We start from the raw sequence: 26,131 nt of genomic DNA, 5'->3' as shown, positions 1-26,131 counted from the left end.
AAGGGAGGCCACGACTTCGCCAGACTGCAACGATCCGCGAAAGCATCGGATGCGCGCATGAGCCTGTCTGCCGTCGCCACTCTCTTCGCCACCGCCTGCGTGCTGCTGCTCGGCACGGTGGTGAACCGGGCGGTCCCGGCCCTCAGCCGCTATGCCATCCCCGATCCGGTGACCGGCGGGCTGATCTTCGCCCTCGCCGCCTGGGCCGCCCAGGCCGTCGCGGGGTTCGAGATGCGCTTCGACCCGGTGATGTCGCGCCCCCTGCTGCTCGCCTTCTTCGCCACGGTGGGGCTGTCGGCGGATTTCCGCGACCTTGCGCGCGGCGGGCTGGTGCTGATCCGCTACCTCGCCGTGCTCGCCCCCTTCGTCGCCCTGCAGAATGTGGTGGGGATGAGCACCGCCTGGATGCTCGACCTGCCGCCGACCATGGGGCTGATCGTGGGCTCCATCACCCTGGTCGGTGGGCATGGTACGGGTGCGGCCTATGCCGATCTGTTCGCCGACAGCTACAACCTCGCCGGCGCGCTGCCGATCGCCATGGCGGCGGCGACCTTCGGTCTGGTGCTGGGCGGGCTGACCGGCGGGCCGGTCGGCAACATCCTGATCACCCGCTACCGCCTGGCTGGCAGCGCGGCGGCAATCGCGCAGGAACGGCAGGAAGCGGCCGAGCACGTCACCATCACCAAGGCGATCGCCGCCTTCGCCGCCATCACCTTCTGCATGATCGTGGGCGGCGAACTCGCGCAGATGATGGCCGGCGGGGTGCTGACCTTGCCTGCCTTCGTCTGGGCCCTGCTGACCGGCGTGCTGCTGCGCAACGGGCTGCAGGCGGCGGGGCTGTGGCGCATGGGCACGGGGCCGACCGACCTGCTCGGCGGCGTCGCCCTCGGCCTGTTCCTGTCGCTGGCCATGATGCAGATGCGGTTGTGGGAATTCGCCACCCTGGCCGGGCCGCTCGCCGCCATCCTGATCGCCCAGACGGTCGCCTGCGCGCTCTACGCCATGTTCATCGCCTTCCCCGGCATGGGGCGGAGCTACGATGCCGCGCTGATGGCCGCCGGCGTGATCGGCTTCTGCATGGGCTCGACGGCGACGGCGGTCGCCATCACCCAGGCCCTCGCCGCCCGCCACGGCCCGAGCCCGACGGCGACGCTGATCGTGCCGCTGACCGGCGCCTTCTTCATCGACCTCGTCAATGCCGGCGTGCTGGCCGGCTTCCTGGCCCTGCCATGGTTCACCTGATGCGCCGCCTGATCCCGATCCTGCTCCTGCTGCTGTTCGCCGCCTGCGGCGAACAGCCCGATGCCGCGCAGCTACGCCGCGATGTCGAGGCCCGACTGCGCAGCGCCTTCCCCGAGCAGGCGCTGACGATCGAATCGATCGAGCGGCAGGGCCGGATGGAAACCCTCGACGGCGGGCGGGTGGTGTATTTCAAGGCACGGCTGCGGCTCGACCGGCCGGTCGATTTCGGCCAGTGGGGCGGGCCCAATGCGCAGCTGCTGGCCGGCGTGCTCGGCACCGGTTCCGCTGGCATCGCCGGGCTGACCCTGGGCGGCAACCAGGCCGGCGACCGGCTGACCGTGTTCGGCACCCTGCCCTATCGCCGGGACGGCCACGGCTGGGTCGCCGTCGCCGTGCCCGGCCCGGTGGACACCACCATCAGTGGCCCGCCCGGCCAGCCAAGTGCCGCTGAACGCCTGCTTGCCACCTTGGCGGAGACGCTGCGCGCCGCCCCCGCCCATACCGCGCCGACCGGCGAAGCGATCATCGAGCAGGAGCTGGAGACCGCACGGCGCAACATCGAGGCGCGCTTCGCCCGGCTGACCGCGGGCTACCCGGTGGCGGCGGGCCCACCAGGCGGGGCCTATGCCCGGCTTGCCGCCGCCCTCGCCACGGATGCGCAGGCCCAGGGCGTCCGCCTGGTGGTGCTGCCCACCGCCGGCAGCGTCGAGAACCTGACCCTGCTGCGGGACGGCCGCGTCTCGCTGGCCTTCGCCCAGGCCGATGTCGCCGCGCTGGCCGCCGCCGGCCGTGGCCCCTTCGCCGAGGCCGGGCCGAATGAATCGCTGCGCGCGCTGCTCGCCCTGTTCCCCGAGCAGTTGCACATCGTCGTGCGCGCCGATGATGCGGCGCGCGGCGTGGCTGACCTCGCCGGGCGGCGGGTCGCGCCCGGCCTCGCGGGTTCGGGCAGCCGGGTGACGGCGATGGAGGTCCTGGCCGCCGCCGGCATCGCCGTCGCGGAAGCGCCGGAGGCCGCCACGCTCGATCCCAAGGCGGCACTCGCAGCACTGAACGCGGGCCGCGTCGATGCCGTGATGCTCGTTGGCGCCGCGCCCTTCCCGCCGGTGGTCGAGGCCTTCGGCGCGGCCCGCCTGCGCCTGCTGCCGGTCGAAGCCGCGCTGGCGGGGCGGCTCGCCGCTTCCGGCCTGGTGCCATTGCCGATCCCTGCCGGCGCTTATGCCGGGCAGTCGGCGGCGGTGCCGACCGTGGCGGTGACCGCGCTGCTGGTGACGGATACGCGCCTGACCGAGGCTGAAGCCCGTCGCGTCGGCCAGGCGGTGCTGGGCCGGATCGGTGCCCGGGAACGCGAGCCCCTGGCGCTGATGGTCTCGCCGGGCGCGGCGGGGCACGGCATTCCGCTGCCGCTGCACCCGGCGGCAAGCGGGCTGGCACGGCCAGCGTCGCGGTAGGGAGGCTTCGTCGGAGAGGCCCGGCGCCTCCCCGCCGGCACCTCACCCCGCCGCCCGCTCCACCTGTGTCACGCCGGGGCAGGCGCGCAATGCGGCGAGGATCGCCGCCAGGTGCCCGGTGTCGCGCACCTCGACATCGACCAGAACCTCGCACCAGTCACCGGAACGGTTGACGATACGCAGATTGTTCACCGCCCCTTCCTGGCGCGCGATCGCCGTGGTCAGGCTGGCGAGCGCGGCCGGCTTGTTCTCGGCCGTCAGTTCGATGCGTCCGACATGGCTGCCGCTGGGGCCGCCGTCATATTCCCAGTCCACGTCGATGAAGCGCTCGGGCGTGGCCGAGAAGGCCTCGAGCCCATGGCAGTCGTTCTTGTGGATGGTCACGCCGCGGCCGGTCGTGACGATGCCGACAATGCGGTCGCCCGGCAGCGGGTGGCAGCAGCCGGCGAAATGCACGGCCATGCCGGCGACGAGGCCGGTGATGCCCATCGCCGCGTCGCCGCGCCGCGGGCTGGTGGGCCGCTCCGCCTTGCCTGCGGTCAGCAGCGGGCCGGTGCCGAGCCGCCCACGCGGGCGCGCCAGCGGCATCTGGTCCACGCTGCGCGCCGGCGTGCGCAGTTCCGGCACCGCCGCGTTCAGCACGTCGCGCGGCGTCAGGTTGCCCGAGGCGACGGCGATGGACAGCGTCTCGAAATCAGGCTGCTTCAGCGCCTTGACCGCCGGCTCGGCGAGCTTCTCCGAGAAGTCGAGGCCTGCGGCGCGGAACGCCTTGGCGATCGCGGCGCGGCCTTCCTCCTTCTGCGTCGCGCGCTGGCGGGCGTGGACGAAGCGGCGGATGCGCGCGCGCGCCTTACCGGTGACGACGAAGCGTTCCCAGGCCGGGTTCGGCGTGCCGCCGCGCGCGGTGATGATCTCGACCTGGTCGCCGTTCTCGAGCGGATGGCGCAGCGGCACGATCTTGCCGTTGACCTTTGCGCCTACCGTGTTGTCGCCGACCTGGCTGTGCACCTGGTAGGCGAAATCCACCGGCGTCGCACCGCGCGGCAATTCGATCAGGTCGCCCTTCGGCGTGAAGCAGAAGACCTGGTCGCGATGCAGTTCCAGCTTGGTGTGATCGAGGAAGTCCTGCGGGTCGGACGCGCTTTCCAGGATCTCGAGCAGGTCGCGCACCCAAGGGTATCGCTTGCGGTTCGGCGCGATGCCCTCGCCCTGCTTGTAGATCCAGTGCGCGGCGACGCCGAACTCGGCGACTTCATGCATCTCGCGCGTGCGGATCTGCACCTCGATCTTGGCGTTGCGCCGCTCGGGCACCGTCACGCCTGTGTGCAGCGACTGGTAGCCGTTGGTCTTGGGCGTGGAGATCCAGTCCTTGAAACGGCCCGGCACCACGCGATAGGCGGAATGGATGGCGCCGAGCGCCGCGTAGCAGTCGTGCTTGTCCTTCACGATGACGCGGAAGGCCATGATGTCCGACAACTGCTCGAACGCCACGTTCTTGCGCTGCATCTTGAGCCAGATGGAATAGGGCGACTTCTCCCGCCCCTGCACCTCGACATCGTGCACGCCATTCTCGGCCAGCACGCGGCGGAGATCCTGCTCGATCTCCTCGATCAGGTCCGCACCCTGGCCGCGCAGATAGGTCAGGCGCGCAGCGATGGTCTGCCAGGCATCCGGGTTCATCTCCCGGAAGGACAGCGTCTCGATCTCGGTCTTGAGCGCGTCCATGCCGATGCGCTCGGCGAGCGGGGCATAGATCTCGATCGTCTCGCGCGCCGTGCGCGCGCGCTTCTCGGGGCTGCCCTTGCCGCCCAGCGTGCGCATGTTGTGCAGCCGGTCGGCGAGCTTCACGAGCAGGACACGGATGTCCTCGCTCATCGCCAGGACCAGCTTGCGGAAATTCTCCGCCTGCTTGGTGCGTTCGGATTGCAGTTCGAGGCGCGTCAGCTTGGTGACGCCATCGACCAGCCGCGCGACTTCCTTGCCGAAGCGCTTCTCGATCTCGGCGAGGGTGACGCCGGTATCCTCGACCGTGTCGTGCAGCAGCGCGGTCGCGACCGTCGCGGCATCAAGGCGATAGCCGGCGAGGATGTCGGCCACCGCGATCGGGTGGACGATGTAGGGCTGGCCGTCCTCGCGCCGCTGCGGCGCGTGCGCCTCCGCCGCCAGGGCGTAGGCGTTCTCGATCAGTTGCAGATCGGCACGCGGGTCATAGGCAGCGACCTTGCGCGCGATCTCCGTGCCGGGATTGGTCGCCTCCTGGGTGCGCAGGCCTTCGGGGGCCTGCGCGGGGCCGGATCGTCGGGTGCCGCTGGCGCCCTGGCCCATCGGCGGGTCCTAGCGCTTGCCGCCCAGTTCCGCGGCGAGCGCCGCTTCGAGGTCGTCGGGGGAGAAATCCTCGGCCGCCGCTTCCGGCAGCGTCTCCTCCTGGACTTCCATGATGCCGAAGATGTTCTCGTCGGTGGCGATGATGTCCATCACCTCCTCCTCGGCAGGCTCCGGTTCCGGCGCGCGGGACAGCGACTTGATCAGGTCGCCTTCCAGGCCGGCGAGTTCCACCTTCTCCTCGGCGATCTCGCGCAGCGCGACGACGGGGTTCTTGTCGTTGTCGCGCTCGACTTCGATCGATTCACCACGGCTGATGTTGCGCGCGCGCTGGGCAGCGAGCAGCACGAGCTCGAAACGGTTCGGGATCTTCTCGATGCAGTCTTCGACGGTGACGCGCGCCATGGAGGCTCCAAACACGTTTGGGGGCGCGCGGAAGGGGGTTCCGGGCGCCCGGAAATGCCGGTGAACCTTCCACATAGCCATGGGCACGCTGCACCGCAAGATGAAAGCCGCCTACGCTTCCGGCAGGCGGCGGATCTCCTGCGGTTCCAGCGCCGCGACAAGGCCCTCGACCGGTCGTTGCAGGACCGGGTGGATCCAGCCCGGGGCGATTTCCGCCAGCGGGCGCAGCACGAAGGCGCGCAGGTGGGCGCGAGGGTGCGGCAGGATCGGCGCCGGCCCCACCTGCACCCGGCCGCCGAGGTCGATCAGGTCGAGGTCGAGCACCCGCGGCGCATTCGGGTAGGGCCGGGCGCGGCCGGCCTCGTCCTCGATGGCGTGCAGGGCAGCGAGCAGCGCCTCGGGGCTGGCCGCTCCCTCAAGCCTGACGACACCATTGATATAGGGTGGTGAGGCCGGATCCGGCGGGATCGGCGCCGATTCCCACCAGGAGGACACCGCGGCGACCCGCATGCCGGGAATGGCGTCCAGCCGTCCCACCGCCCAGCGGCAGGTCTCCAAGGCCGACGTGCCATCGGGCTTCGGCAGGTTGGCCCCGACCGCGACCAGGGCCATCTCAGCGCCCATGACAGGCCGCCGCGAATTGTGTAGCGGGCACACGGCCGCGCCCATTCGGGCGCCTGGCGGGGGTTGAAGGAATGGCTGGCGACATGCGGCGATCGGGTACGGCGGAGCGGGTCGGGTTGTTCGTGGATGGCGCGAACCTCTACCACACCTCGCGCGCGCTGGGCTTCGAGATCGATTTCGCCCAGCTGCTCGACTACTTCCGGGGCGGCACCTATCTCGTGCGCGCCTTCTACTACACGGCCCTGGTCGAGACGGAGGACTACTCCCCGCTGCGGCCGCTGACCGACTGGCTCGCCTACAATGGCTGGCAGGTCGTCACCAAGCCGGCCAAGCAGCAGACCGACCCCGCCGGGCGGCTGCGCCTGAAGGGCAACATGGATGTCGAGCTGGCGGTCGACATGCTGGAACTCGCCCCGCAGCTCGACCATGTCGTGCTGTTCTCGGGCGACGGGGATTTCCGCCGGCTGGTGGAAGCCGTGCAGCGGATGGGCGTGCGGGTGACGGTGGTCTCCTCGACCCGCGCGCAGCCGCCGATGATCGCGGATGAACTGCGCCGCCAGGCCGACAATTTCCTCGACATCGCGGACATCGCGCCGGACATCGCCCGGCGCCAGATCGAACCGCGTGGACGCACGCCGGCGCCGGCCCCTGCCCCGGCGGCGGCACCCGCGCCGCGCCCGACGCGGGCGACGCCGGCGGACCCGTATGCCGATGCCGTGCTGCCGGAGCCGGAGGCGTGATCGAGGCTCCGTCGCGCGACTGCCCGCTCTGCGCCCGCCTGGTCGATTATCGCAGCGCCAACCGTGCAGCGAACCCGGGCTGGCACAATGGGCCGGTGCCGTCCTGGGGGCCGGTCGATGCGCCGCTGCTGGTGCTCGGCCTGGCACCCGGGGTGCGCGGGGCGAACCGCACCGGCCGCCCCTTCACCGGCGATTACGCCGGGCGGTTGCTCTACGGGACGCTGCTGAAATTCGGTGTGGCACGTGGCCAGTTCCTCGAAGACCCGAATGACGGCATGGAACTGCTCGGCTGCCGCATCGCCAATGCCGTGCGCTGCGTGCCGCCGGAGAACCTGCCGACGCCGGCGGAAATCCGCACCTGCAACGGCTACGTGAAGGCGGAACTGGCCGGCATGCCGAAGTTGCGGGCGGTGCTGGCGCTCGGCGTGGTGGCGCATAATGCGCTGCTGCGGGCGAAAGGCATTCCGGCATCGCGCTTCGCCTTCGGGCACGGTGCCATTCACGCACTCCCGGACGGGTTGATGCTGGCGGATTCCTACCATGTCAGCCGGTACAACACCTCGACCCGGCGACTGACGGCCGAGATGTTCGAGGCAGCAGTGGCGGCATTGCTGGCCCGCCTGGCCTGATCATCGGCCGACGGGGCAGTGCGCGGCTTCAGTCGCCAATGGGCAGGAGAAGGTCGATCGTCAGGCGAAGCAGCACCACGCAGGTGAAGATCATCAGTTCCCAGGCCTCGAGGGCAAGAAGCACGACAATGCCCGTACGAAACAGGTTCGACCCGATCAGGCCGTCCTTCGCCGCACCGTCGCTGCCCAGGCCAACCTGACCACCCATGGCGTCGCCTGATCCCGGGGCGCCCGCCATCGCGAAGCGCAGGGGCGCCACCATCCATGGATCGTGAAGCCGGAGCCGCTCGCAGGCAGCCACTGCCGTGGCGAAACAGGACTGCAAGGCGGTGCCCGACGAATTGCGGACGTCCCGCCCGAAACCTCGGTGCGAGCGGCCGCCGCAGATATATTGCTGGCCGTGGCCTCTGGACCACCCGATCGCTATCTTTGGCAGGACTTGCATGGCTGCGTGCCTCCCACTGGCACCCGGCGATCAACAGTGATGACGTTCGTCTGTTTTTGGAGCCGTTGCCGAAGCATCACGTTTACGCGTCGAGCGTCCGCATATCGTGATCCTAATCACGCGCTGATAGATTCCGAAATTCTCAAATTTACCAATGCTGTCGGGCGCCCGGTTAAGAATCTGAGTTCAGAATGATCGCCTAAGAGTAGAAAATCTTTGAAAATTTGAATATTTTACGACAATTGTCTCGCCGCATCGCGGCGGGAATAATCATTCAAGTGACCCACAATAACCGTGCTGCGCGCATGAGCAAAATGCATTTCGCTCATATCGTCAGTACTATACGGTTGCCGCAAGCGCCGACTCGATCGCGCGCAGCATCTCGGCGCCGTCCGGCTCCACGCCGGTCGCGAAGCCGCGCACCGTCCTGCCGTCCCGCGCCACCAGATATTTGTGAAAGTTCCAGCGGGGCTCCCCGCCGCCGCGCGCCGCGAGCCAGCGGAACAGCGGCACCGCATCGTTGCCGCGCACATGCGCCAGCGCCGCCATCGGGAACTCGATCCCGAATTGCGCGTCGCAGAACTCACGGATCGCGGCGTTGTCCGCGCTTTCCTGATTGAAGTCGTTGGACGGCACGCCGAGCACCACGAGGCCGCGCGCCTGGAACCGCTGATGCAGCCGCTGCAGCGCTGCATATTGCGGCGTGTAGCCGCAGAAGGACGCGGTGTTGACCACCAGCAGCACCTTCCCGCGCCAGGCGGCCAGGTCGTGCATGCCACCTTCCAGCGATGGCAGGCTGAAGGACCAGGCATCGGGCACGGGCGGTGACGCAGCCATCAGCAACGGCACGGCCAGGATGGCGCGGCGGGACGCATCAGCCATAGCGCTCCTCCATCCAAGGATCGCCGCGGTTGTGGTAGCCGCGCACCTCCCAGAATCCCGGGCGATCCTCGGCGAGCAGCTCCACCCGCGTCACCCATTTCGGGCTCTTCCAGAAATACAGCTTCGGCAGGACCAGCCGGACCGGACCGCCATGCTGGCGCGCGAGCGGCGCGCCTTCCCAGGCATGGGCGAACATCACATCGGCCTCGGCGAAATCGTCGAGCGTCAGGTTCGTGGTGTAGCCGTCATAGCAGGTGAGCGAGACGAACCGCGCCTCCGCCTTCGGCCGCGCCAGTTCCAACAGGTCGCGCACCAGCACACCGGTGAAGCGGTTGTCGTAACGGCTCCATTGCGTCACGCAGTGGATGTCGCGAACGATCTCGGTCTGCGGCAGCGCCATGAAGCCGTTCCAGTCCAGCGCGAGGCGGTTCTCCACCAGCCCTTCCATGCGCAGGCGGAACTTCTCCTTCGCGACATCCGGCTGCACGCCGAGATCGAGCACCGGCCAGTCCTTCACCAGGGTCTGGCCGGGCGGCAGCCGGTCGCGCGCCGGGTCGGCCGTCGTGCCGGTCAGCAGCCGGCCTTCCTCGGCCCAGCGTTCCTTGGTGCGGATTAGCTTGTCCTTGACCGCGCCGGTCAGGGGGACGTCGTCCTCGGCCATCGGGATCTCCTCGCCGCCATTACGTGCGGCGCGGGCCAGTGGATGCAAGGCCCCGGGGCTACTCCTGCCCCTTGTTGCGCATCATGCGCGACTTGTCGCGCTGCCAGTCGCGCTCGGCGATGGCGGCGCGCTTGTCGTGCTGCTTCTTGCCCTCGGCGACGCCGAGCAGGATCTTCGCCCGCCCGCGGTCGTTGAAGTGGATGTCGAGCGGCACGAGCGTCGCGCCCTCGCGCGTGATGGCACCGGTCAGCGTCGCCACCTGCTTGCGGTGCAGCAGCAGCTTGCGCGGCCGGCGCGGTTCGAACTTCGCGACGAAGGATCCGGCCTGCCATTCGGGGATGTAGCAGTTGAACAGCCACATCTCGCCGTCGCGCTCGCCGGCCCAGGCCTCGGACAGCGTGGCGCGGCCGGCCCGGAGCGACTTCACCTCGGGGCCGATCAGCGCCAGGCCGGCCTCGATCGTCTCGCCGATCTTGTAGTCGTAACGGGCCTTGCGGTTCTGCGCGGCGATGCCGTGGGAGATCAGGCCCTTCTTGCGTGGTTCAGCCATTGCGGTGCGATCCGGAGAAGGGGCGGTGCTCTACGCGGTTCGGGCGCGCGGGTCCAGCATGGGGGCGTCGCGCAGGAGCGAGCATCGCCGCTCCACCCACGTTGCTGGCAAGGCGCCAAGTGACGGTTTCCAAAGGCCCCGGGCCCTTGGCGGGTGGCTCGGAGGGGCAGCGCCCCTCCAATCCTCCTCAGTTCAGTAGCCCGGCCGAGACCATCGCCTCGCGCACCCGCACCTTGGTCGCCTCCCCCACCGGGGCGAGCGGCAGGCGGCAATGGTCGGTGCTCTTGGCGAGCAGGCTCGCGGCATACTTCACCGGACCCGGCGAGGTCTCGCTGAACAGCGCGTCGTGCAGCGGCGTCAGGCGGTCCTGGATTGCCATGGCGTCGCGCAAACGGCCATCGCGCCAGGCCTTGTGCATATCCGAGCAGAGGCGCGGGGCGACGTTGGCAGTGACGCTGATGCAGCCCACCCCGCCCGCGGCGTTGAAGGCGAGCGCGGTGTGGTCCTCACCCGACAGCTGGATGAAGTCCTCTCCGCAGGCGCGCTTGGTGTGCAGCGGGCGCGCGAGGTTCGCCGTCGCGTCTTTCACGCCGACGATGTTCTTGTGCTTCGCGAGGCGCCCCATCGTCTCGGGCGTCATGTCGATCACGCTGCGCGGGGGGATGTTGTAGATGAACATCGGAATGTCCGCGGCATCGGCGATCGCCGTGAAGTGCAGGAACATCCCTTCCTGCGTCGGCTTGTTGTAGTAGGGCGTGACGACGAGGATGCCGTCGGCGCCAGCCTTCTTCGCGTGCTGGGCGAAGTCGATCGCCTCGGCGGTCGAATTGCTACCCGCGCCGGCCATCACCGGCACGCGGCCCCTGGCGGCGGCGACGCACATCTCGACGACGCGCTTGTGCTCGGCATGCGACAGGGTCGGGCTCTCGCCCGTGGTGCCGACGGGGACCAGGCCCTCGGTGCCCTCGGCGATCTGCCACTCGACCAGGTCCTGGAAGGCTTTTTCGTCCACGGATCCGTCGGCACGCATCGGCGTGATCAGCGCGACCATCGAACCCCTGAACATGGCGTCTTCCTCCAGCTTTTCCGGCAGCAAGGCCGCAACCTAGGCGCCGCCCCCCGCCGGGACAAGGCCGGCGGGACAAGCGGGGGGATGTTCGGCTAGGAAGGCAGCCATGCGCCGCCTGCTCCTCCTCGCCGCCCTTGCCCTCCCCCTGCCCGCCGCGGCGCAGCCCTGGGCGCCCGAAGGCGCGCGCGTGGCCGGCCGCCAGGCGCTCGCCGCCGCCGGCGCCGGGCGCTGGGGCGAAGCCGAGTCCTACGCCGCCGCGGCCGATCCGCTCGCCGCCAAGATCGCGCTGTGGATGCGGCTGTCCAACCGGACCGCCCCGGCCTCCGCGAACGAACTCGTCGCCTTCATCGCCGAGAATCCGGACTGGCCCCTGCCCGACGCGATGAACCGGCGGGCCGAGGCCGCGCTGGCGGTGGAATCCGACGATGCGCTCGCGCTGCGCCACTTCTCGCGCAATCCAGCGCGCACGCTGCAAGGGACGCTGCGCCATGCCGAGGCGCTGGAACGCGGCGGCCGCGCCGCCGACCTGCGCGCCGTGGTCCGGCAGGGCTGGGTCGAGACCCCCGGCGACGCGCTGAGCGAGGAGACGCTGCTGCTGCGCTTCGGCAGCCAGTTGACCGACGACGACCATTGGCGCCGCTTCGACCGGCTGGCCTTCGCGCGGGACTACGCCGGCGCCGGCCGCGCCGCCGGCCGCCTGTCCGGTGCGCGCGCCGCCGCCGCTGCGGCGCGGCTGGCCCTGGCGCGGGACGATGACAGCGTGCTGGCCGCGCGGCCGACCGATATCGGCTGGGCCTATGAACAGGCGCGCCTGTTGCGGCGCCGCGACCGCGACGCTGAAGCCGCCGCCGCCTGGGTCGTGGCCGAACCCTTGCAGTCCGGCCTGGAAGGCGATGCCGCGCGTGCCGTCTGGGCCGAACGCCAGGTCCTGTCGCGCAAGCTGCTGCGCCTCGGCCAGGAACGGGAGGCCTACCGCACCGCCGCCGCGCATGGCCAGGCCGCACCCGGCGAGCCGCGCCAGGAAGGCGAATTCCTCGCCGGCTTCATCGCATTGCGCCGGCTGAACGATGCAAACACGGCGCAGCGGCATTTCGCCACGCTTGGGCAGGACAGCCGCTCGGTCATCACCAAGGCGCGCGCGGCCTATTGGGAAGGGCGTGCCCTCGCGGCCCGGGGCGATGCGGCCGGCGCCCGGACGCGCTTCGCCGCCGGCGCGGAACTGCCGGTCGCCTTCTATGGCCAGTTGTCCGCCCTGGCGCTGGGGGAAGATGCGGCGCGGCTGTCCGCCCGCGTCTCCCGCGCCCCGACACCGCCGCTGACCCAGCCGCGCGCGGTGGACTTCACCGGGCGGGAACTGGCGCGCGCCGTGTTGACGCTCGCCGACCTCGGCGATACCCGCCGCGCCCGCATCTTCCTGCTACGGCTCGAAGACCTCGCCGCCGATGGCACCGACCGGATGCTGGCCGCGCGTCTCGCGACCCATATCGGCCGGCCCGACCATGCGGTCTGGGTCGCGCGCCGCGCCGGGGCCGATGGCGACATCCTGCTGCCGGATGGTTGGCCAACCCCCTATCGGCCGCCTGTCAGCAGCCCCGAGCCCGCCTATATCCACGCCATCACCCGCCAGGAGAGCAATTTCGACACCGAGGCGGTGAGCGGCGCCAATGCGCGCGGCCTGATGCAGTTGCTGCCTTCCACCGCCGCGCTGGTCGCGCGGCGGCTCGGCGTGCCCTACCAGGTCGGGCAGCTCACAGCCGATCCGCAGGCCAATATGCGGCTCGGCGCGGGGTATCTCGACCAGATGCTGGAACGCTATGCGGGCGCGCTACCGCTCGCCGCCGCCGCCTACAATGCCGGGCCGGGGCGCGTGGACCAGTGGCTCGGCACCTATGGCGACCCGCGCGGCGGCGACGTCGACATGCTCGACTGGATCGAGCAGATCCCCTTTTCCGAAACACGCAACTACGTCCAGCGCGTGATCGAGAATGTCGTGGTCTATCGCGCCTCCGACCCCTCGGCGGCGAACCGGGATCATCCGCTCGCCCCCTATCTGCGGCAGGCGCGGTGACCGGCCACCAGGTCGAGGTTACGGCCCATGACGGCCTGCGCCTCGCCGCGACGGTCTGGCCGGGCGATCCGCATCGGGCGCCGCTGTTCTGCCTGCCCGGTATCTGCCGTACGGCGCTCGACTTCGCTTCCCTCGCCGCGCGCCAAGCGGGGACGCGGCGGGTGGTCGCGCTGGACTATGCCGGACACGGCGAGAGCGCGCGTGCCATCGACGCCCGGCGCTACCGGCCCGAGGCGCTGATCCGCGATGCGCTGGATGCGATGGCGGCGCTGCACCTGCATCGCGTCGCGCTGGTCGGCACATCCTTCGGCGGGCTGGCCGCGATGGCGATCGGCGTGATGCGACCGACCGCCCTCGCCGCCGTGGTGCTCAACGACATCGGCCCGCATATCGAACCCATGGGGCGCGAGGCCGTGGTCGAGCTCGTCGGCAGCGACCCGTCCTTCACCTCGCTCGATGCCGCCACGGCCTGGCTGCGTGAGCGCCACCCGCCGCTGCCCTTCCTCGACGACGCCGGCTGGCGGGATTTCGCCTGGCGCACCTATGCCGAGGACGAGGACGGGCATTGGCACCCGCGGTGGGACATCCGCGTCGGCCAGCAGGCCGTCGGTGGCGGGGCGGGCGCGCCGCCCGATCTCTGGCCTTATTTCGGCGGGCTCGCGCGCTTGCCGGTGATGCTGGTCTGGGGGCAGGAGAGCCGGCTGCTGACCGCCGACACCGTCGCCGCCATGCGCGTCATGCGGCCGGAGATGCGCGTCGTTTCCCTGCCAGGCACCGGGCATGCACCGACCCTGGATGAACCCCCCGTAGTCGCCGCACTCGACGCCTTCCTGAGGGAGCTGCCGTGACCCCGGCGATGGCGGTGGTCACGCTGGGCGGCATCGGGCGCATCCGGCCGGCACCGGGGACGTGGGGATCGCTCGTGGCGCTGCCTGCCGTGCTGCTGGGGCGCGAAGGTGCCCTGATCCTCGCCTGCCTGGTCGGCGCGCTGGGCTGGGCCGCGGTGCGCGACGTGCTGGCCGACCGGCCGGCGGAGGATCCCGGCTGGATCGTGGTGGACGAAGCGGCGGGGATGCTGGTTGCGCTCACCGCCCTGCCCAATGGCGCGGGTTGGCTTGGCGCCGGCATCGCCTTCCTGCTGTTCCGCGTCTTCGACATCCTCAAGCCCTGGCCCGTGTCCTGGGCGGATGGGCTGCATGGCGCGACCGGCGTCATGCTGGACGACATCCTGGCCGGGGCGATCGCCGCCGCGCTTTTGCTGCTGATGGGCGCCGTCGCGCCGGGGGTGCTGTGACCATGCTGCCAGCCGGAACACTCGACCAGGCGCGCGACCTGCTGGCGGCGCTGGAGACGCGCGGCCAGACTCTGGCCACGGCGGAATCCTGCACCGGCGGGCTGATCGCCGCGGCGCTGACGGCGATCGCGGGATCGTCGAGCGTGGTGATGGCCGGCTTCGTCACCTACTCCAACGCCGCCAAGGCGCGGATGGTCGGCGTGGCGGAAGCCAGCCTCGCCGCCCATGGCGCGGTCAGCGAGGCAGTGGCGCGCGAGATGGCCGAGGGTGCGCTGGCGCGGGCCGAGGTGGATATCGCCCTGTCCTGCACCGGCATCGCGGGCCCGGGCGGTGCGACGCGGGGCAAGCCGGTGGGCCTCGTCTATATCGGCTGCGCGCGGCGGGATGCGGCGACCGTGGTGGAACGCCACGTCTTCCCCGGCGATCGCGCCGCGGTGCGGGCGGCGACAGTCGCGGCGGCGTTGCGCCTGGCCATGCCGGCCTGAATCGCGGCGCGCAGGCAACACCGCCGGCGCACGTTGCGCGCGAATCGGTCGGGTGGTTGCACGCGCGACGGCCGCCGTCGCAAGATCGAGAAATGGTGAAGACGCCCGCACCGGATACCGCGAGGCTGCGACGGCGGGCCCTGTTCGCCGGGCTGGGCGCAGCTGCCATCGGCGGCGGTGCCGCGCGGGCCGATCTGCTCGGCTATGGCGACGTCCCCCCACCCACGCCGCCGGCCATGCCGCCGCGCGACCGCTGGCTATGGCTGCAGAACAATGCCGGGGAGGAGGAGGCGGTCGCCTACCGCACCGGGCAGGACTACAACATCCATGCCCTGATGCGGCTGCAACGGCTGTTCCGCGACCTGCGCGAGGACGCGCCGGGGCCAATCCCCGGGCTGCTGCTCGACATGCTGTCGCTGGTGCAGGAACGGCTGGGCTATACGCGGCCGCTGAAGCTGATCTCCGGCTACCGCACGCCCCAGACCAACGCGATGCTGCCTTATGCCGCGCCGAACAGCCTGCACATGCGCGGCATGGCGGCCGATATCGTCGTGCGCGGCATGTCACAGGCCGATGTGTGCAGCCATGCGATGGTGCTGTCGCAGCATCTCGGCTTCATGGGCATCGGCTGGTACGGGTCCTTCACCCATATCGACATCGGGCCGAAGGCGTCCTGGTCGCGGATGCTCTGATCTGGCGGAATGCCATATTGATTCATATTGGCAATGTAATTGACTAGGCTGGCGGTTCGCCTGGGAGGACCGCAAGGATGCTGCCGATCGTCGAGGCCGAGGCCGGATACCGCGACTGGCTCGTTGCCCAGTTGGGCGATGAATTCCGCGCCAAGCACTACAGGAACCGGCGGAAGAAGATCGCGAGGGACGCCTTCCACTTCCTGCGCGGCACCTATTGGCGCTGGTGCCGGTACCAGCTCGGCTTCGAGGGGGAGCACCGCGTCCTCGCCGTTGGTGACATCCATGTCGAGAATTTCGGCACTTGGCGTGACGTGGAGGGCCGGTTGGTCTTCGGCGTCAACGATTTCGACGAGGCCGCCGAAATGCCCTGGCCGCAGGATCCGGTGCGGCTGGTCACCAGTGCCCTACTCGGCGGCGAAGCGGCGGCCATCGATATCGATACCAAGGCCATGGCGGCGGCGATCCTGAAGGGTTACGGCGAAGGCGTGCGGGAGCGGCAGCCGGTACTCCTCGATGGTGGGATCGGGCTTTGGGACAAGCTCGTACTCACCACCGCCCGGATGCACGCGGAATTCTGGGCGGAGGAGACGAAGGAGAGCGAAAAGTTCGCCGAGGAGCCGCCGCCACGCTATCGCGCCACGCTTGCGCGTGCTTTCCCACCGGGCGCGGTGATGGGCCGCATATACGCCCGCAAGGCCGGCACGGGCAGCCTGGGGCGCCCGCGTTTCGCGGCAATCGCGACCTTTCGCGGAGGGCGCGCGCTGCGGGAAGTGAAGGCGCTGCTGCCCTCGGCGTGGTCAGTCGCCCGTGGGGATGACCCACCTCGCAACCGCACCGCCGAGGCCGCACAGGGCCCGACGCGCTCGCCCGATGCCTGGTTCGCGGTCGAGGGTGGAATCGCGGTGCGGCGACTATCGCCCAACAATCGGAAGATCGAGTTTCCCGATCCAGAGAGCGAGGCTGAACCTCTGCCCCCGCCACCGCTGGACCGGGAGGTGCTGGTGGCGATGGGCCGAGACCTCGGAGCCATGCATGCCGCACGACCGGAGGATAGTGCGATCATCGCGGCTGCGCTGAAGGCGGGGCGCGGCGACCCCGCCTGGCTCGCGGCCGAGGCTACGCGCCTAGCGGCCCTGGTCCGGGCGGACCATGCCGCATGGCGGAACGACGGGCCGGATACCTAGCGCCGTCTCGGTCAGGCGGCGGCCAGCGCCGTCCGGATCTCGCCAACCGCTTCCTCGATCATCGGCGCGGTCACGTCGAGATGCGTGCAGGCGCGCACGCGGCCGCCGAGACCCGACACGGCGACGCCACGCATCTGCAGCTTCGCCTGCAAGGTCGCGACATCCATGCCGGCATCCTTGATGTCGAAGAACACCAGGTTGGTGTCGGGCTCCTCCACCACCACGCCGGGGATCTGGCGCAAGCCGCGTGCAAGCGCCTTTGCGTTGCTGTGGTCCTCGGCCAGGCGGTCGATGTTGTTGTCGAGCGCGTAGAGGCACGCTGCCGCACAGACGCCGGCCTGGCGCATCGAACCGCCAAGGCGCTGCTTCCAGCGCCAGGCGCGGCCGATGAATTCCTCGGACCCGCAGAGCACGGCGCCGAGCGGCGCGCCGAGCCCCTTGGTGAAGTCGAGCCAGACGCTGTCGTAATTCGCGACCATGTCCTTCGCCGCAATGCCGGCGCCGACGCAGGCATTCATCAGCCGCGCGCCGTCCATATGCGTGGACCAGCCCTGTTCATGCGCGACATCGGCGACCGCGTTGAGCTGCGCCAACGGCCAGATCGCGCCGCCGCCGATATTGGCGGTTTGCTCCACCTCCAGCAGGCGTTGCGGCGGGGCGTAGCGGGTCTTGGGGCGGATCGCGGCGCGCACATCGTCGGCCGTGAACATGCCACGAGGGCCCTTCATCGGCATGATCTGCACGCCGGTCAGCGCGGCATGGGTGCCGCCCTCAGAATGCAGGATGTGGCTGGTCTCATGCGCGATGACCTCATCGCCCTTGCCGCAATGCGTCAGGATCGCGATGACGTTGCACATGGTCCCGGACGGCAGGTAGACGGCCGCCTCCTTCCCCATCAGCGCCGCCATGCGGTCGCAGAGTTCGTGCACCGTCGGGTCGTCGCCATGCTGCTCGTCGCCGACCTCGGCGCGCATCATCGCGTCCTTCATCGCAGGCGTCGGACGCGTCTGCGTGTCGGAATAGAGGTTGATGCGGGTGGGCGGTGCGCCGGCGGGTGGACGGTTCGGGGCGTGGACCATGGTTGGCGTCTTCCTGCGATGCGGTTGCGCGGAGCATGCCCCCGGCGCCACGATCCGGCCAGAGGGAGGACCCGGACCATGGTCGAGATCCGCAAGGTGACGCTGCTGCGCGAGCAGGCCTTCGGCGAGATGGGCCACGCCGCCAAGCGCCCGGTGGTGCGCGCGGTCGCTCTGGTGGCCATGCAGAACCCGTTCGCCCGGCGCTTCGTCGGCGACCTGACCGAGCTGGTCGATGCCGGTGCTGCGCTAGCCCAGCGTTTTGCCGGGGACCTCGTGAAGATGCTGGACGGGCCGCCCGTGTCCTACGGCAAGGGCGCCATCATCGGATCGATGGGGGAGCTGGAGCACGGGCACGCGCTGCTGCATCCGCGCATGGGCGCGCCGCTGCGCGCTGCGATCGGCGGAGGTGCGGCGCTGATCCCCTCCGCAGTCAAGATGGGTGGCCCGGGCACGGCGCTCGACCTGCCGCTCGGGCACAAGGACGATGCCTGGTCGCGCGGGCATTTCGACGCCATCACCGTGATGATGGGGGATGCCCCCCGACCCGAGGAGATCGTGGTGGTGATGGCGTTGGCCGATGGCGGGCGGCTGCTGCACCGGATCGGCGAGGGCGCGCCGCGCTGACTCTTTCCACGAATCGGGCAGCCCAGGCAGATGGCTTCTCCGTAACAAAGGGGAGCCTGCCATGGCCGGGGGCGCGCATGTCGATCATGGGTCCAACAAGGGCGTCGCGCTGCTGATCGCGGTGCTGGCGCTGTTCCTCGCGCTGGCGGAAACCGGGGCAAAGAGCCAGCAGACCGAAGCGATCAGCCGCAACATCGAGGCCGCGAACCTCTGGGCCTTCTTCCAGGCGCGGACGATCCGCCAGACCACGGTGCGCACGGCGGCCGAGCACGCGGAGCTCGGGTTGCCCGCCCTGCCGGATGCCGCGCGCGAGGCGATTGCCCGGCAGCAAGCGGCTTGGCGCGGCACCGCTGCTCGATGGGACAGCGAACCCGAAACCGGCGAGGGGCGCCGCGAATTGATGGCGCGCGCCCGCGCGGCGGAGGAGAAGCGCGACCGGTCGCTGGCGGCCTACCACATGTACGAGGTTGGCTCGGCGGCCTTCCAGGTCGGCATCGTCGTCGCCTCGGCGAGCGTCATCACCGGGGTGGCGATGCTGGCGATGGCCGGCGGGCTGTTGGGCTTGATCGGCATCGGCTTCGCGGCGCTCGGGTTCTTCGCGCCGACGCTGGTGCATTTCTGACGCGGATGCCCTCGGGCCTGACGCCTGGCCTCGTGCCCTGCCGCACGGCTGGTGTTACCGATACGCGATGACCGCAGCGCGCCCGGCATGACGATCGAGCCGATTGAAGCTTCCGTCGCGCAGCGGCGGCCGAGGCTTATCGTGGTGCCGGCGAACCAGGGCGGCTCGGTCCAGCATTTCTACCATTTCCTGTTCGGCTACCTGCTGCCGTTCCTCGACCATTGCCACGTGCTGCGGCCGACGCATCATTTCCTGCTGCGCGATTGCGGCCCGATGATGAACCGCCTGCTGCGGGAACTCGACGGCTTCACCATCAGCACGGTTCCCGCGAACACCGTCCTGACCAGCCTGGTCGGGGTCAATGACGTGGTCGGCGGCTTCCCCAAGATCATCGTTCCGGGCTTCGACATCCCGCGGGCCTATGCGCGGGACCGCTTCCTGCGGAGCCGGGCGGTGATGCGCGACCTCTACGGCGAGCGCATCGCGACAGCGACCGCGCGATACCCGCAGACAGCCTCGGATCGGCTGGTGCTGATCATCGAGCGCGCGCCGCCACACCCATTTTACGAGACGGCCGCAGCGGAGAACCGGTCCGGCGGCGCCGGGCGGCGGAGCGTGCCGAACATGGAGGAACTCCGCGCGGCGATCGCCACCCGGCACGAAACGCTCGTGGTCCGGCTGGAGGAATGCTCCCTGTTCGAGCAGATCCACCTGTTCTCGCGCGCCTGGCGCGTGGTGGGCCAGCACGGTGCGGGCCTGGCGCACATGATCTGGGCGAGGCCGGATGCCGCACTCGTCGAGATCCTGCCGAACCCCGGGAACCGGCTGATCGAAGCCATTCCCAATGTCGACTACTTCCAGGGCATCTGCAGAGGGCTGGGCATGCCCTGGCGTGCCGTGATGCAGGCCAGCCAACACGCGCCTGTCGCGCGAGAGGAGGTTCTGTCGGCACTCGCTTCGCTGGAAGATGGCGCCACGCACAGCGCATGATCAGGCGGGGAAGTGGCGCTGCCAAACCGGAGTGATGGCAGGACGGGCAGCGACGGCGCGGCCGAGCGTGGCAAGGCGCGGGCAGGCCTCCGGCAGCCATTTGGCGCCGCCCAGCCAGCGCGACAGCACGGCGAGGTAGATGTCGGCGATGGTGAAGCGCGCACCGAGCAGGAAGGGTGCATCGGCCTGGCCCGTCAGCCCCGCCTCCGCCTCCACCAACCGCCAGAGATCGCGATACATCTCCCGCGCACGTGCGCGGATCGGTTCGGCATGGGCGGGGTCGGCGCTGAATCGCTCCGGATAGTCGGCGCGGGTGACGTGCGGGTAGCCCTCGGCCCCGGCCAGCACCATCCAGCGCAGGACGCGAGCGCGATCGGAAGAGCCAGGCGCAGGCAACAGCCCGGCATCCGGATGGCGATCGGCCAGCGCCAGCAGGATGGCGATGCTCTCGGTCAGCACGGTGCCGTCCGGCAGGATCAGTGCGGGGATGCGCCCCATCGGGTTGATGCGGCGGTATTCGGCCGCGAGTTGCGCATCGGTCGCGAGCGGAACAACGCGCAACTCGACCGGTGCACCGATCTCGGCGAGTGCCATTTCGACAGGGGCAGAACCGGAGCCGATGTCGCCGTAAAGGATGTAGGTCATGCGTGAAGGTTGCCGCACCGGCCCATCCGCCGCTAACAAATTCGTCAGACGCGGCGATTGATGATATCTGTTTACTTGTTTCTTCGGGGACTCGACTATTGGGGTGCGCTATAACCAGGACGTAGACCGATGACCTTTGCTGACCTAACGGGTCCTGCGGCCGATCGGCGCGCCAGTCTTTTGGTCGTACCAGGAAATCTCGGCGGGTCTGTCGAGCATTTCTATCATTTCCTGTTCGGTTATCTGCTGCCCCTCATCGAACATTGCCACGGCATGCGCGGATCCCACCGGTTTCGCGTCCGGGATTGCGGCCCGATGAACCACCTGTTCAAGGAGCTTGACGGCTTCATCATCGAGACGAGGCCGGTGCACAAGGTGCTGGAGGTGGTGGTGGGCACGATGTCCGGCATGGCCGGAATGCCGCGCATCATGATTCCGGGCTTTGATGGGCCGCACGGCTACAGTGCCGAGAGGTTCCGGCGCATCCGCCGCATCATCGCCCGGATCTATGGCCATCGGATCGAGGAATTCGTCGCCAAGCACGCCGTTGCCGCTTCGGAGCGGATGGTGCTGGTGGTGGACCGCGCGCCGCCTCACCCCGCATACTTGGACGCATCGGGCGGGGTCCATTCAGGTGGATCGGCGAGACGCAGCGTGCCCAACATGACGGAGGTGTTTGACACCATCGCGCGCCGGCACGACGCGTTGCTCGTACGCCTCGAAGATTGCTCGCTGTTCGAGCAGATGTACCTGTTTTCCCGCGCCTGGCGCGTCGTCGGTCAGCATGGCGCGGGCCTGTCCCACATGATCTGGGCTCGGCCCGACGGAGGGCTCCTCGAATTCCTGCCGAACCCTGAGCGCGTTCCCCATCGCAAGATCAAGCAGGCGCCCTACTTCAGCGCGCTGTGCAGCACCCTCGGGATCGCGATGTGCGTGCTCGACCAAGACAGCGATCATGCACCTGTGGACCCCGACAGGGCGCTGGCCGCCCTCGCAACGCTGGGCTGATGCCCGCGGCTGCGCCTGCCAACCCCAACTCCGCGAAGACCGTGTGACCGAAGCAGTTCGACTCAGCCCGCGGCGGAAGGTGCCGGCGTACTTGGCGCGACGGGCGCCGTATTGCGTCCGTACAGCGCCATGGCACGGCGTTCGAAGGCCCGCACCATAAGACGCACTGCCTCATTGAAGACGACGCCGATCGCCATCTGCAGGATGCGGCTCTTGAACTCGAAATCGACGAAGAAATCGACCTCGGTGCCCTGTGGGACGGGGCGGAACCGCCAGTGGTTGTTCAGGTAGCGGAAGGGGCCCGTCTCATAGGTCACGTGGACATGGTCGGGCCGTTCCAGCGTCACGCGGGATCGGAAGGTCTCGCGGAACATCTTGAAGCCAATGGTCATGTCGGCGACGAGTTCGCCGTCGGTCCGGGACAGCACTCGCGCACCGACGCACCAGGGCAGGAATTCGGGGTAGCGGCGAACATCCGCCACCAGGTCGAACATCTGCTCCGGCGAGTAGCGCAGGACCTTGCGCTCAGCGTGGGTGGGCATGTCAGGCCCGGGCCGCCAGGCGTTCCTCGCGCGCACTGCGCAAGGCCGCGAAGTCGCGGTCGGCGTGGTAGGAGGAACGGGTCAGCGGCGTCGCCGAGACCAGCAGGAAGCCCTTGCCGCGGGCCGTTGTGGCGTAGTCGTCGAACTCATCCGGCGTGACGAAGCGATCGACCGCGGCATGCTTCACCGTGGGCTGCAGGTACTGGCCGATGGTGAGGAAATCGACATCGGCCGAGCGCAGGTCGTCCATCACCTGCAGTACCTGGAGCCGTTCCTCGCCGAGGCCAACCATCATGCCGGACTTGGTGAAGATCGACGGGTCGAGCTGCTTCACCCGGTCGAGCAGGCGCAGCGAATGATAGTAACGCGCGCCCGGGCGGATCGTCGGATACAGCCCCGGCACGGTTTCGAGGTTGTGGTTGAAGACATCCGGCCGCGCCGCGACGACCACTTCCAGCGCGCCGTCCTTGCGCAGGAAGTCGGGGGTCAGGATCTCGATGGTCGTGCCGGGGGCGGAGGCGCGGATGGCACGGATGGTCTGGGCGAAATGTTCCGCGCCCCCATCCTTCAGGTCGTCGCGGTCCACGGAGGTGATGACGACATGGCGCAGGCCGAGGGTCGCCACCGCCTCCCCCACCCGGCGCGGTTCGTCGGTGTCGAGCGCCTTGGGGATGCCGGTCGCGACGTTGCAGAAGGAACAGGCGCGGGTGCAGGTCTCGCCCATGATCATCATGGTGGCGTGGCGCTGCGACCAGCACTCTCCGATATTCGGGCAGGCGGCCTCCTCGCAGACCGTCACCAGCTTCTTGTCGCGCATCAGGTTGCGCGTCTCGTGATAGATCGGGTGCGTCGGCGCCTTCACCCGGATCCAGGCGGGCTTGCGCTGGATGGGGTTGTCCGGGCGATGGGCCTTTTCCGGGTGCCTGTCGGCACCCGTGCGGGGCGTGCGGTGGTCGATCTCGATACGGGTGCTCATGGGGCCTTCCGACCGGGGATATAGGGCCATCCCCGGCGTTCTGCGAGGTTCCCGGCCAAGGCCCGTGCGCAGGTCAGATGTGCAGCACCTTGCCATAGGCGTCGAGGACAGACTCATGCATCGCCTCGGACAGCGTCGGGTGCGGGAAGACGGTCGCCATCAGTTCGGCCTCCGTCGTCTCCAGGGTGCGGGCGATACCGTAACCCTGGATCATCTCGGTGACTTCCGGCCCGACCATATGGGCGCCGAGCATCGCACCGGTCTTGGCGTCGAAGACCGTCTTGATGAAGCCCTCGGGCTCGCCGAGCGCGATCGCCTTGCCATTGCCGATGAAGGGGAAGCGGCCGACCCGGACCTCGTGCCCGGCAGCCTTGGCCGCCGTTTCGGTCAGGCCGACAGAGGCGACCTGCGGCCGGCAATAGGTGCAGCCGGGGATGTTGGTGACATCCATTTCATGCGGGTGCAGCCCGGCGATCGCCTCGACCACGATCACGCCTTCATGCATCGCCTTGTGCGCAAGCCAGGGCGGGCCGGCCAGGTCGCCGATGGCATAGACGCCCGGTTCCCCGGTGCGGCCATAGCCGTCGATCACCACATGGGTCCGGTCCACCTTCACCTTGGTACCCTCGAGGCCGAGATCCTCGACATTGCCGACGATGCCGACCGCGGAGATCAGCCGGTCGGCCTTGATCTCGGTCACCTTGCCATCGACCTCGACGATGGCGGCGACGCCACCGCCTTCCTTGCGCACGCCCTGCACCTTGGCGCCGGTGATGACCTTCATCCCCTGCTTGGTAAAGGCCTTGGCGACAAAGGCGGAAACCTCGGCATCCTCGACCGGCAGGATGCGGTCCATCACCTCGATCAGCGTCACCTCGGAGCCCATGTTGAGGTAGAAGGAGGCGAACTCGCTGCCGATCGCGCCGGAGCCGATGACGATCAGCTTCTTCGGCAGCGCGTCGGGCACCAGCGCCGCGCGATAGTCCCAGATCAACTTGCCGTCCGGCTCCATCCCCGGCAGCACGCGGGCGCGGGCACCGGTGGCGAGGACGATGTTCTTCGCGGCGACCTCCGCGACCGGCTTGCCGTCCTTGGTCACGGACAGCTTGCCTGGCCCGGCAAGCTTCCCATGCCCGTCGAACACCGTGATCTTGTGCTTCTTCATCAGCCCCTTCACGCCGGAGGACAGCTGATTGGCGACGTTGCGCGAGCGCTTGATCACCTTGGCGAAGTCGAAGCGCGGATTGTCCACCGCGAAGCCATAGGCATCGAGGCTGTGCAGCATGTGGTTGATCTCGGACGCCTTGAGCAGCGCCTTGGTCGGGATGCAGCCCCAGTTGAGGCAAATGCCGCCCAGATTCTCGCGCTCCACCAGCGCGACCTTCATCTTGAGCTGGCTGGCGCGGATCGCCGCGACGTAGCCGCCGGGGCCGCCGCCCACCACCACCAGGTCGAATTGTTCGGCCATCACGCTGCCTCCGCTGCCAGGGACCTCAGCGCATCGCCGGACAGGCGGCGCGTGATCCATTCCTTCATGTTCTCCGCGCCCATCGCGTCATAGGTCGCGATGGCCGGGGTGTTCCAGTCGAGCACGTTCCAGGCGAGCCGCCCGCCGCCTTCGGCGAGCGTTTCCGCAGCCAGCCGCGCGAACAGCGCCTTGGCGACGCCACGCCGGCGATAGGCCGGTTCCACCCAGAGATCCTCCAGCCACCGCCCATGCCGGGCGAGGAAGGTGGAGAAGGTCCAGTGGTAGAGCGCCATGGCGGCCGGCACGCCATCCACCTCTGCGATCAGGCAGCCGGCACGCGGCGGGCTGCCGAAGATCGCTGCGTGGAAGTCCGCTTCGGTGCCGCGCACCTCGTGACCCAGCTTCTCGTACTCGGCCAGCGCGCGCACGAAGCGCGCGATGGTCGGCACGTCGGCCGGGACGGCATCCCGCAGGATGAGCCCCGCCCCCATCAGAGCAGCAGGCTCAGCGGATCCTCGATGGTGCGCTTGAGCGCCTGCATGAACTCGGCCGCCAGTGCGCCGTCGATGACGCGGTGATCGACCGACAGCGTGCAGGTCATCACCGTCGCGATCGCCAGCGCCCCATCCTTCACCACCGGCTTCTGCAACCCGGCGGAGACCGCGAGGATGCCGGCCTGCGGCGGGTTGATGATCGCGCTGAAGTCGCTGACGCCGTACATCCCCATGTTGGAGATGGAGAAGCCGCCGCCCTGGAATTCATCCGGCTTCAGCTTGCCGGACTTGGCGCGCGCCGCGAGGTCCTTCATCTCGTTGCTGATCGCAGCCAAGCCCTTCCTGTCGGCCTGCTTCACGATCGGCGTGATCAGCCCATCGGGGATGGACACGGCCACGGAGATATCGACGTCGTGGTACTGGATGATCGCGTCGTCGGTCCAGGTCGCGTTGCAGGACGGGAAGCGGCGCAGCGTGGCCGCCGTCGCCTTGATGACCAGGTCGTTGACCGACAGCTTGTACGCGCCCGGCCCATCCTTCGGCGAACGCGCATTGAGGTCGCTGCGCAGCTTCAGCAGCGCGTCGATCTCGATATCCATCGTCACATAGAAATGCGGGATGGTCGCCTTGGATTCCGACAGGCGGCGCGCGATCACCTTGCGCATCGTGCTGTTCGGCACGGCAGTATGCGGGGCGGTGATGGCAACCGGCGTGGCGGCGGGCCGCGGTGCCGGCGCGGCGGCAGCGGGTGCCGCGGCCGGTGCGGCGGCGGGACCACGCGCGAGCGCAGCCTCGATATCCGCCTTCACGATGCGGCCGTTCGGACCGGATCCTTTCACGCCGGCCAGATCAAGTCCGGCCTGCTGTGCCATCCGCCGCGCGAGCGGAGAAACGAAGATCCGATCCCCACCGGACGGCGGCAGCGGCTGCGGGTTCAGTG

At 69.3% G+C, this 26,131-nt stretch carries 29 protein-coding genes; 14 read left to right on the top strand and 15 right to left on the bottom strand.

Features of this window, described 5'->3' with window-relative positions; translation table 11 throughout:
* The first annotated feature begins 57 nt into the window (after positions 1 to 57).
* A complete protein-coding gene (gene gltS / locus AC2YHJ_RS03315; RefSeq protein WP_487393947.1) occupies positions 58 to 1,242 on the top strand; it encodes a sodium/glutamate symporter in 1,185 nt (394 codons plus the stop codon).
* Complete coding sequence (locus AC2YHJ_RS03310) at positions 1,242 to 2,690, top strand: TAXI family TRAP transporter solute-binding subunit (RefSeq protein WP_487393945.1); 1,449 nt, start codon at positions 1,242 to 1,244, stop codon at positions 2,688 to 2,690. The genes gltS and AC2YHJ_RS03310 overlap by 1 nt, the downstream gene beginning before the upstream one ends.
* A 42-nt stretch (positions 2,691 to 2,732) precedes the next feature.
* Here AC2YHJ_RS03310 and AC2YHJ_RS03305 read toward each other — a convergent pair whose 3' ends face one another.
* From AC2YHJ_RS03305 to folK, 3 genes are all read right to left on the bottom strand, one after another.
* Positions 2,733 to 5,015 (bottom strand): RelA/SpoT family protein, encoded by a 2,283-nt coding sequence (locus AC2YHJ_RS03305; RefSeq protein WP_487393943.1) that lies wholly within the window; start codon positions 5,013 to 5,015, stop codon positions 2,733 to 2,735.
* 9 nt (positions 5,016 to 5,024) lie between these two features.
* Entirely contained in the window at positions 5,025 to 5,417 is a 393-nt protein-coding gene (gene rpoZ / locus AC2YHJ_RS03300; protein WP_487393941.1) for a DNA-directed RNA polymerase subunit omega, read from the bottom strand.
* A gap of 111 nt (positions 5,418 to 5,528) precedes the next feature.
* Positions 5,529 to 6,041, bottom strand: a complete 513-nt coding sequence (gene folK, locus AC2YHJ_RS03295; protein ID WP_487393940.1) for a 2-amino-4-hydroxy-6-hydroxymethyldihydropteridine diphosphokinase — start codon at positions 6,039 to 6,041, stop codon at positions 5,529 to 5,531.
* An 83-nt stretch (positions 6,042 to 6,124) separates the two neighbouring features.
* Between folK and AC2YHJ_RS03290 the strand changes: the two genes are divergently transcribed.
* Both AC2YHJ_RS03290 and AC2YHJ_RS03285 read left to right on the top strand, forming a co-directional pair.
* Positions 6,125 to 6,781 carry a LabA-like NYN domain-containing protein gene (locus tag AC2YHJ_RS03290; protein ID WP_487393939.1) on the top strand — a complete coding sequence of 219 codons (657 nt, stop codon included), beginning with the start codon at positions 6,125 to 6,127 and terminating at the stop codon, positions 6,779 to 6,781.
* The gene (locus AC2YHJ_RS03285; RefSeq protein ID WP_487393938.1) at positions 6,778 to 7,410 is read left to right on the top strand and encodes a uracil-DNA glycosylase; all 633 of its coding nucleotides are present in this window, start codon (positions 6,778 to 6,780) and stop codon (positions 7,408 to 7,410) included. Before AC2YHJ_RS03290 ends, AC2YHJ_RS03285 begins: the two co-directional genes overlap by 4 nt.
* A 28-nt stretch (positions 7,411 to 7,438) precedes the next feature.
* On the opposite strand, the gene AC2YHJ_RS03280 is transcribed toward AC2YHJ_RS03285, so the two are convergent.
* The 5 genes from AC2YHJ_RS03280 to dapA all read right to left on the bottom strand — a co-directional run bounded on the left by AC2YHJ_RS03280 (position 7,439) and on the right by dapA (position 11,014).
* On the bottom strand, positions 7,439 to 7,855 hold the full coding sequence (locus tag AC2YHJ_RS03280) for a hypothetical protein (RefSeq protein WP_487393936.1): 417 nt from the start codon (positions 7,853 to 7,855) through the stop codon (positions 7,439 to 7,441).
* A 339-nt stretch (positions 7,856 to 8,194) separates the two neighbouring features.
* Entirely contained in the window at positions 8,195 to 8,737 is a 543-nt protein-coding gene (locus tag AC2YHJ_RS03275; RefSeq protein WP_487393935.1) for a glutathione peroxidase, read from the bottom strand.
* Positions 8,730 to 9,398, bottom strand: coding sequence for a sulfite oxidase-like oxidoreductase (locus tag AC2YHJ_RS03270; protein ID WP_487393934.1), 669 nt, complete (start codon positions 9,396 to 9,398; stop codon positions 8,730 to 8,732). The genes AC2YHJ_RS03275 and AC2YHJ_RS03270 overlap by 8 nt, the downstream gene beginning before the upstream one ends.
* A 58-nt stretch (positions 9,399 to 9,456) precedes the next feature.
* Entirely contained in the window at positions 9,457 to 9,948 is a 492-nt protein-coding gene (smpB, locus tag AC2YHJ_RS03265; RefSeq protein WP_487393933.1) for an SsrA-binding protein SmpB, read from the bottom strand.
* A gap of 187 nt (positions 9,949 to 10,135) precedes the next feature.
* On the bottom strand, positions 10,136 to 11,014 hold the full coding sequence (dapA, locus tag AC2YHJ_RS03260; RefSeq protein ID WP_487393932.1) for a 4-hydroxy-tetrahydrodipicolinate synthase: 879 nt from the start codon (positions 11,012 to 11,014) through the stop codon (positions 10,136 to 10,138).
* Between the two features lie 109 nt (positions 11,015 to 11,123).
* Between dapA and AC2YHJ_RS03255 the strand changes: the two genes are divergently transcribed.
* The 6 genes from AC2YHJ_RS03255 to AC2YHJ_RS03230 all read left to right on the top strand — a co-directional run bounded on the left by AC2YHJ_RS03255 (position 11,124) and on the right by AC2YHJ_RS03230 (position 16,743).
* Entirely contained in the window at positions 11,124 to 13,085 is a 1,962-nt protein-coding gene (locus tag AC2YHJ_RS03255; RefSeq protein WP_487393931.1) for a lytic transglycosylase domain-containing protein, read from the top strand.
* Positions 13,082 to 13,933 carry an alpha/beta fold hydrolase gene (locus AC2YHJ_RS03250; protein ID WP_487393929.1) on the top strand — a complete coding sequence of 284 codons (852 nt, stop codon included), beginning with the start codon at positions 13,082 to 13,084 and terminating at the stop codon, positions 13,931 to 13,933. The genes AC2YHJ_RS03255 and AC2YHJ_RS03250 overlap by 4 nt, the downstream gene beginning before the upstream one ends.
* Positions 13,930 to 14,379: a phosphatidylglycerophosphatase A family protein gene (locus AC2YHJ_RS03245; protein WP_487393927.1), complete on the top strand. Its 450-nt coding sequence runs from the start codon at positions 13,930 to 13,932 to the stop codon at positions 14,377 to 14,379. The genes AC2YHJ_RS03250 and AC2YHJ_RS03245 overlap by 4 nt, the downstream gene beginning before the upstream one ends.
* A 2-nt stretch (positions 14,380 to 14,381) precedes the next feature.
* The gene (locus tag AC2YHJ_RS03240) at positions 14,382 to 14,864 is read left to right on the top strand and encodes a CinA family protein (RefSeq protein ID WP_487393926.1); all 483 of its coding nucleotides are present in this window, start codon (positions 14,382 to 14,384) and stop codon (positions 14,862 to 14,864) included.
* Between the two features lie 92 nt (positions 14,865 to 14,956).
* Positions 14,957 to 15,556 carry a YcbK family protein gene (locus tag AC2YHJ_RS03235; protein WP_487393925.1) on the top strand — a complete coding sequence of 200 codons (600 nt, stop codon included), beginning with the start codon at positions 14,957 to 14,959 and terminating at the stop codon, positions 15,554 to 15,556.
* 77 nt (positions 15,557 to 15,633) lie between these two features.
* A complete protein-coding gene (locus AC2YHJ_RS03230; protein WP_487393923.1) occupies positions 15,634 to 16,743 on the top strand; it encodes a DUF2252 family protein in 1,110 nt (369 codons plus the stop codon).
* 11 nt (positions 16,744 to 16,754) lie between these two features.
* Here AC2YHJ_RS03230 and AC2YHJ_RS03225 read toward each other — a convergent pair whose 3' ends face one another.
* Positions 16,755 to 17,822 (bottom strand): threonine aldolase family protein, encoded by a 1,068-nt coding sequence (locus tag AC2YHJ_RS03225; protein WP_487393922.1) that lies wholly within the window; start codon positions 17,820 to 17,822, stop codon positions 16,755 to 16,757.
* A 78-nt stretch (positions 17,823 to 17,900) separates the two neighbouring features.
* On the opposite strand from AC2YHJ_RS03225, the gene AC2YHJ_RS03220 reads away from it, so the two are divergent.
* The 3 genes from AC2YHJ_RS03220 (at position 17,901) to AC2YHJ_RS03210 (ending at position 20,058) form a co-directional block, all read left to right on the top strand.
* A complete protein-coding gene (locus tag AC2YHJ_RS03220) occupies positions 17,901 to 18,446 on the top strand; it encodes an amino acid synthesis family protein (protein ID WP_487393921.1) in 546 nt (181 codons plus the stop codon).
* A 61-nt stretch (positions 18,447 to 18,507) separates the two neighbouring features.
* Positions 18,508 to 19,068, top strand: a complete 561-nt coding sequence (locus AC2YHJ_RS03215; RefSeq protein ID WP_487393920.1) for a DUF4337 domain-containing protein — start codon at positions 18,508 to 18,510, stop codon at positions 19,066 to 19,068.
* An 87-nt stretch (positions 19,069 to 19,155) separates the two neighbouring features.
* Positions 19,156 to 20,058 carry a glycosyltransferase 61 family protein gene (locus AC2YHJ_RS03210; protein ID WP_487393919.1) on the top strand — a complete coding sequence of 301 codons (903 nt, stop codon included), beginning with the start codon at positions 19,156 to 19,158 and terminating at the stop codon, positions 20,056 to 20,058.
* Here the strand turns inward: AC2YHJ_RS03210 and AC2YHJ_RS03205 are convergent, their stop codons facing one another.
* Positions 20,059 to 20,703 (bottom strand): glutathione S-transferase family protein, encoded by a 645-nt coding sequence (locus tag AC2YHJ_RS03205; protein ID WP_487393918.1) that lies wholly within the window; start codon positions 20,701 to 20,703, stop codon positions 20,059 to 20,061.
* A 129-nt stretch (positions 20,704 to 20,832) separates the two neighbouring features.
* On the opposite strand from AC2YHJ_RS03205, the gene AC2YHJ_RS03200 reads away from it, so the two are divergent.
* Positions 20,833 to 21,711, top strand: a complete 879-nt coding sequence (locus AC2YHJ_RS03200) for a glycosyltransferase 61 family protein (RefSeq protein WP_487393917.1) — start codon at positions 20,833 to 20,835, stop codon at positions 21,709 to 21,711.
* A gap of 62 nt (positions 21,712 to 21,773) precedes the next feature.
* On the opposite strand, the gene AC2YHJ_RS03195 is transcribed toward AC2YHJ_RS03200, so the two are convergent.
* From AC2YHJ_RS03195 to AC2YHJ_RS03175, 5 genes are all read right to left on the bottom strand, one after another.
* Complete coding sequence (locus AC2YHJ_RS03195; protein WP_487393916.1) at positions 21,774 to 22,253, bottom strand: type II toxin-antitoxin system RatA family toxin; 480 nt, start codon at positions 22,251 to 22,253, stop codon at positions 21,774 to 21,776.
* Position 22,254: 1 nt separating this feature from the next.
* The gene (lipA, locus tag AC2YHJ_RS03190; protein WP_487393915.1) at positions 22,255 to 23,229 is read right to left on the bottom strand and encodes a lipoyl synthase; all 975 of its coding nucleotides are present in this window, start codon (positions 23,227 to 23,229) and stop codon (positions 22,255 to 22,257) included.
* Positions 23,230 to 23,302: 73 nt separating this feature from the next.
* On the bottom strand, positions 23,303 to 24,697 hold the full coding sequence (gene lpdA / locus AC2YHJ_RS03185; RefSeq protein ID WP_487393913.1) for a dihydrolipoyl dehydrogenase: 1,395 nt from the start codon (positions 24,695 to 24,697) through the stop codon (positions 23,303 to 23,305).
* Entirely contained in the window at positions 24,697 to 25,188 is a 492-nt protein-coding gene (locus AC2YHJ_RS03180; protein WP_487393912.1) for an N-acetyltransferase family protein, read from the bottom strand. Before AC2YHJ_RS03180 ends, lpdA begins: the two co-directional genes overlap by 1 nt.
* A partial coding sequence (locus tag AC2YHJ_RS03175) for a 2-oxo acid dehydrogenase subunit E2 (protein ID WP_487393911.1) occupies positions 25,188 to 26,131 on the bottom strand: 944 nt, incomplete at its 5' end. The genes AC2YHJ_RS03180 and AC2YHJ_RS03175, both read right to left, overlap by 1 nt.

Source organism: Roseomonas sp. SRI_022, from assembly GCF_057586215.1.
Note: the sequence above shows the minus strand (reverse complement) of the source record. Positions and strands in the feature narration are given on the sequence as shown.

What these genes read in the sequence shown, in the direction of transcription:
- AC2YHJ_RS03220 (WP_487393921.1), top strand. Translation starts at nt 17,901, where the DNA reads ATGGTCGAGATCCGCAAGGTGACGCTGCTGCGCGAGCAGGCCTTCGGC.
- folK (WP_487393940.1), bottom strand. Translation starts at nt 6,041, where the DNA reads ATGGGCGCTGAGATGGCCCTGGTCGCGGTCGGGGCCAACCTGCCGAAG.
- AC2YHJ_RS03275 (WP_487393935.1), bottom strand. Translation starts at nt 8,737, where the DNA reads ATGGCTGATGCGTCCCGCCGCGCCATCCTGGCCGTGCCGTTGCTGATG.
- AC2YHJ_RS03225 (WP_487393922.1), bottom strand. Translation starts at nt 17,822, where the DNA reads ATGGTCCACGCCCCGAACCGTCCACCCGCCGGCGCACCGCCCACCCGC.
- AC2YHJ_RS03255 (WP_487393931.1), top strand. Translation starts at nt 11,124, where the DNA reads ATGCGCCGCCTGCTCCTCCTCGCCGCCCTTGCCCTCCCCCTGCCCGCC.
- AC2YHJ_RS03180 (WP_487393912.1), bottom strand. Translation starts at nt 25,188, where the DNA reads ATGGGGGCGGGGCTCATCCTGCGGGATGCCGTCCCGGCCGACGTGCCG.
- AC2YHJ_RS03270 (WP_487393934.1), bottom strand. Translation starts at nt 9,398, where the DNA reads ATGGCCGAGGACGACGTCCCCCTGACCGGCGCGGTCAAGGACAAGCTA.
- lpdA (WP_487393913.1), bottom strand. Translation starts at nt 24,697, where the DNA reads ATGGCCGAACAATTCGACCTGGTGGTGGTGGGCGGCGGCCCCGGCGGC.
- AC2YHJ_RS03195 (WP_487393916.1), bottom strand. Translation starts at nt 22,253, where the DNA reads ATGCCCACCCACGCTGAGCGCAAGGTCCTGCGCTACTCGCCGGAGCAG.
- AC2YHJ_RS03215 (WP_487393920.1), top strand. Translation starts at nt 18,508, where the DNA reads ATGGCCGGGGGCGCGCATGTCGATCATGGGTCCAACAAGGGCGTCGCG.
- AC2YHJ_RS03280 (WP_487393936.1), bottom strand. Translation starts at nt 7,855, where the DNA reads ATGCAAGTCCTGCCAAAGATAGCGATCGGGTGGTCCAGAGGCCACGGC.
- dapA (WP_487393932.1), bottom strand. Translation starts at nt 11,014, where the DNA reads ATGTTCAGGGGTTCGATGGTCGCGCTGATCACGCCGATGCGTGCCGAC.
- rpoZ (WP_487393941.1), bottom strand. Translation starts at nt 5,417, where the DNA reads ATGGCGCGCGTCACCGTCGAAGACTGCATCGAGAAGATCCCGAACCGT.
- AC2YHJ_RS03240 (WP_487393926.1), top strand. Translation starts at nt 14,382, where the DNA reads ATGCTGCCAGCCGGAACACTCGACCAGGCGCGCGACCTGCTGGCGGCG.
- gltS (WP_487393947.1), top strand. Translation starts at nt 58, where the DNA reads ATGAGCCTGTCTGCCGTCGCCACTCTCTTCGCCACCGCCTGCGTGCTG.
- AC2YHJ_RS03210 (WP_487393919.1), top strand. Translation starts at nt 19,156, where the DNA reads ATGACGATCGAGCCGATTGAAGCTTCCGTCGCGCAGCGGCGGCCGAGG.
- AC2YHJ_RS03235 (WP_487393925.1), top strand. Translation starts at nt 14,957, where the DNA reads ATGGTGAAGACGCCCGCACCGGATACCGCGAGGCTGCGACGGCGGGCC.
- smpB (WP_487393933.1), bottom strand. Translation starts at nt 9,948, where the DNA reads ATGGCTGAACCACGCAAGAAGGGCCTGATCTCCCACGGCATCGCCGCG.
- AC2YHJ_RS03205 (WP_487393918.1), bottom strand. Translation starts at nt 20,703, where the DNA reads ATGACCTACATCCTTTACGGCGACATCGGCTCCGGTTCTGCCCCTGTC.
- AC2YHJ_RS03305 (WP_487393943.1), bottom strand. Translation starts at nt 5,015, where the DNA reads ATGGGCCAGGGCGCCAGCGGCACCCGACGATCCGGCCCCGCGCAGGCC.
- AC2YHJ_RS03200 (WP_487393917.1), top strand. Translation starts at nt 20,833, where the DNA reads ATGACCTTTGCTGACCTAACGGGTCCTGCGGCCGATCGGCGCGCCAGT.
- AC2YHJ_RS03290 (WP_487393939.1), top strand. Translation starts at nt 6,125, where the DNA reads ATGCGGCGATCGGGTACGGCGGAGCGGGTCGGGTTGTTCGTGGATGGC.
- lipA (WP_487393915.1), bottom strand. Translation starts at nt 23,229, where the DNA reads ATGAGCACCCGTATCGAGATCGACCACCGCACGCCCCGCACGGGTGCC.
- AC2YHJ_RS03310 (WP_487393945.1), top strand. Translation starts at nt 1,242, where the DNA reads ATGCGCCGCCTGATCCCGATCCTGCTCCTGCTGCTGTTCGCCGCCTGC.
- AC2YHJ_RS03230 (WP_487393923.1), top strand. Translation starts at nt 15,634, where the DNA reads ATGCTGCCGATCGTCGAGGCCGAGGCCGGATACCGCGACTGGCTCGTT.